A 4,546-nucleotide genomic window follows, 5' to 3' on the forward strand; every position below is an offset into this window, starting at 1 on the left:
TTGTTTAGCGAAAGCGCAGTGTTTTTTAGCGAAGGAAGTGCAGCCTTGATCTTTTTTGCTTCGTTTTTTGGATCAAGCCAAAAAATGATGTGGGGTCACAGGGGTGAAACCCCTTAAAACCCTGCCCATCCACTGTCATGTTGAGCCTGTCGAAGCATCTCATACCAACCCCATTGTCATGCTGAGCTTGTCGAAGCATCTCATACCATCAGACTATTCTTTAACGAAGCTATATGCAGAGATCTCTCCACTTCGGTCGAGATGACAAAGGAAGGGAAGTCGAGATGACAAAGGAGGGGTGGTCGAGATGACAAAGGAAGGGAAGTCAAGATGACAAAGGAGGGGTGATCGAGATGATAGGGAGGACGGTTGGGTTGACAAAGAAGTGGATTGGAATTACAAAGAGGATATGCAGAAATCCCTCCGCTTCGGTGGAATAACCGAAAAGGAGGGATCTAATGATAGGAAAAAAGTAAAGACCAATTGATCTATTTATTCCAAACCCTTGGCGCAGGAGCTTTGTGAAGCGGCTTGCGGCTTTTCAACTCTTTCATAACCTCTTCTATAGCACGATTCAACTGCTCATCTTCGCCATTCCATTCTTTAACAGGATCGTTATCGAGCAAAATATCCGGATCAACACCGTGGTTTTCGATCATCCATTCGCCGGTTTTAACATCAAAACTGGTGAAGAACGGAACACGAATATCCGTTCCGTCCATATACGGAAGCGGACCGCTTATCCCAACAATACCTCCCCAGGTACGAGTACCGATTAGTTTACCCAGACCTAAAGCACGGAATCCCCAAGGGAAAAGATCACCATCAGATGCCGAATATTTATTGATGAGGCAAACCTTAGGACCTACCTGTACCGCGTCAGGAACGGTTCCGATGCGAGACGAACCACGACGCATAGTAAGACGATAAGGCTCACGAGACAAACGTTCCAATATCATCGGGGATACATTGCCTCCACCATTTGCCCGGTCATCAATAATCAAACCCTCTTTATCTAATTGCGGATAGAAGTAGCGCGAAAACTCATTCAAGCCTTCAACACCCATATCCGGTATGTAGATATAACCAATTTTTCCGTTAGACGCTTTATCCACCTTACGGATGTTATCCTGCACCCAATTATAATGGTATAAAGAATATTCTTCGGCAAGCGGACTGATCACCACTTTTCTCGCGCCTGCGGTTTGCGGTTTTGTGTTCAGAAGTAATTCTGTCGGCACGTTGGCTTTACCAACCAATAACGAATACATATTCTTAACAGAATTAGTAGGTATACCGTCAATTGCTACAATATATTCACCCGCCTTGGCATTCACACCCGCATCTGTTAATGGCGAACGAAGATCTTTACTCCAGGAAGCACCCGGTATTATTTTCTCCAGACGGAAAAATCCGCTCTTATCACGAGAGATCTCAGCACCCAACAAACCGGTACTGATTCTTTCCGGACGATCTGTTTCACCCGGGTTCACATAAGCATGACCACAGTTCAATTCTGCAATCAGTTCACCAATCAGGTAGTTCAAATCTAAACGAGTTTTTACGTAAGGCAACAATACACTGTATTTCGTTTTCATCGCCTTCCAATCCACACCGTGCATGTTGTCTACATAAAAACCATCACGAAAAGCACGCCAGGCTTCGTCAAATAGCTGAGCCCACTCTTGCGTAAAATCTACGGTTATCTTCATATTCGAGGTATTAACCGCATCTTTCAGGTCTACTTTTCCGAAAGGAATATCCATCACGTAGAGCGCGTTACCTTTACTAAACAAAGCTTTCTTACTTGCCGGCTCAACAGACATATAAGCCCCTTCTACAATAGTTTCCTCCTTTTGCTTTTTCAGGTCGAATACCTTGGTCGCTCCCCCACTCCAATAATAAATTTTTGAATCAGCAGCGTAAAAATTGCCATAACGGGAAGCGCTCAACGGCAAACCAACAATACGGTCGGTCAAACCTTCCACATCAATTTTCACCACTATATCGGATGTTGTGCCGGCATCTTTCTTTGCCTCATCCCCCTTTTTAGTGTCTTCTTTTTTCGCCTTTAAGATCGCGTCTTCTTCTAAAAACGGCGAAGGCGTTTCATTGGCAAGTAACGCCAGATAAACACCGCCCATACTTGTATAAACATGGTTCCATTCGAGCGATCCGTAAGTAGGTTTAAAATCACGGGCAGAAGTGAAAATCAAATATTTTCCGTCGGTACTGAATACTGGCGAATAAGAATCATACCACTTATCTGTTACGGGATACTCCTTTTTGGAAGCGATATTATAAACGTAAACAATGCTGATATTATTCTCAGCCGTGCGGGAATAAGTCAGCCACTTATTGTCCGGAGAGAACGTCACGTCTCTGATTTCACCGATCGGATCTTGAAATACGGTAGTTGATTGCTTACCAGAAACAGTCAGCAAATTCACACGGTTGGCGCGATCAGTATACACAATCATAGACGCATCCGGACTCCATTCAAATGAACGGATATAGGTTGTGTTATCCTTCGTTAGCTGCACCGCTTCACCGCCTTCTGCCGGTTGCAGGTATAATTCCGTTTCGCCGGTCGCGTCAGAAATATAAGCGATAAACTTACCATCCGGAGACCATTGTGCTTCACGATCATGCGCTCCGGGCGAACGGGTGATATTTTTGGTTACCCCTTTGTCGGCTGCCAGATTAAAAATTTCACCACGTGCCGTAACCACCAAACGTTCTCCGGCAGGAGAAAGACTGGCATTCGTGATGTAATCAGCCCCGTTCTTAATCGTATTGCGCGCATAGATATTATCAGAAGAGAGGGTAATATTCACCTTTTCCGGTTGCTTTGCAGTCGCGTCCATTTTATAAAGATAACCTCCGTTTTCAAACACAATTGTATTCCCGTTGGCACTGGGAAATTTCACGTCATATTCCTTAAAATCGGTTACTTTAGACGTCTGCTTTGTTTTAGTGTTATATACAAAAATATTCATCGTCCGGTCGCGGTCCGAAATAAAGAATATCTCATCCCCTATCCACATGGGAATTATATCCTGCGCGTTATTCTCCGTAATATTCACAACAGATTTAGCGTCAGCGTCATAAATCCATATATCATCCGCCATACCTCCCTGATAATACTTCCAGGTACGGAATTCACGCATCACCCGATTATACGCCAAACGCTTTCCATCAGGCGAATAACTACAAAATCCACCTTCAGGCAAAGGAATAACATCAGAAAGTCCGCCTTCTTTATCTACGGTATAAAGTTTGCCCGTAAACCCATCACCGATACGATTACGATAAACAATATGCTGTCCGTCCGGCGTCCAGCCCATAACAATATTATTAGGCCCCATCCGGTCGCCCAGATCATCGCGACGATTAGTAGCCGTATACGTTACACGCAAAGGTTCACCACCGGTTGAAGGAATTGTAAACACTTCCGTATTACCATCATACTGACCCGTAAAAGCAATCGTCTTACCATCCGGAGAGAAACGCGCGAACATTTCATACCCCACATGAGACGTCAACCTTTTAGCCTCACCCCCTACCGCAGGCACCTTATATAAATCACCGGCATAAGAGAATACAATCTCATTCCCATTCGTAGACGGGAATCTCAAAAGCCGTGCTTCCTCTGCCGCAAAAGCAAGAGAAGGAACAGCTATCAGAAGAACTAAATAAAAAAACAGTTTATTCGCCATAAATCAACATTTTTAATACTGCCACAAACTTAACTAAAAACAAAGACTTAGTTTATAAGAATCAGCGCCTTTGTTAGTAGAATAAATCACAACAAACAGACAACAAAAAAATCAACTCACTTTGACAATTAGACACATTTTAAGCCATTTTTATAACAGCCAATACCCCAACATTTGTTTCATTTAACCAAAACAGCCCAAACAAAACCGAAAAATAAGCTTTAGATACTATTTTTTCCCAAAAACCGCCTACTTAACACCGTAACAATTCAGAAAACACATACCTATATCATTCAAAACATATCCTTTATTTCAGAAAAAATATCCTTTATGTTTCCAAAGACATTACTATATGACTTTCCCGCAAAACCAAGAACCTCCCCAACCCACCTAAAACGACCGCTAAGACATTCCACCACAAAATGAATCCATAACACATTTTCCACAAAAAAACGGCTCAGAAACAAAACAAAAAACAACTATCAAATTGCACAAAAAAAACACCCATCCACTGACACCCTGAACTTGCTGAGGGGTATCATACCACCCCATTGTCATGTTGAGCCTGTCGAAACATCTCATACCAAGTGACTATTATTGAACGAAGCTATATGCAGAGATCTCTCCACTTCGGTCGAGATGACAGGGAGGAACGGTTGGGTTGACAGGGGAAAGATGTCGAGATGACAAAAAAGATGATTCCTACCCGGAAAAGAGCGCGATGCCGCGATAAGCGGCGAGCCGTGAAAAAACCGGCCTCATTGGATGAGCGTTAAGAAAAACACGGAGCGAGAGCGTTAAAAACAAATCGTTGTTTGAGCGAAGCG

The 4,546-nt window shown here is 43.3% G+C and carries 1 protein-coding gene; it reads right to left on the reverse strand.

Features of this window, described 5'->3' with window-relative positions; translation table 11 throughout:
* Positions 1 to 488: 488 nt before the first annotated feature.
* Positions 489 to 3,719: a S41 family peptidase gene (locus B9Y81_RS00175; RefSeq protein WP_085534990.1), complete on the reverse strand. Its 3,231-nt coding sequence runs from the start codon at positions 3,717 to 3,719 to the stop codon at positions 489 to 491.
* Between the last annotated feature and the right edge of the window lie 827 nt (positions 3,720 to 4,546).

This window comes from Massilibacteroides vaginae (assembly GCF_900178525.1).
In the GTDB taxonomy this organism is placed as follows: Bacteria; Bacteroidota; Bacteroidia; order Bacteroidales; family Tannerellaceae; genus Massilibacteroides; species Massilibacteroides vaginae.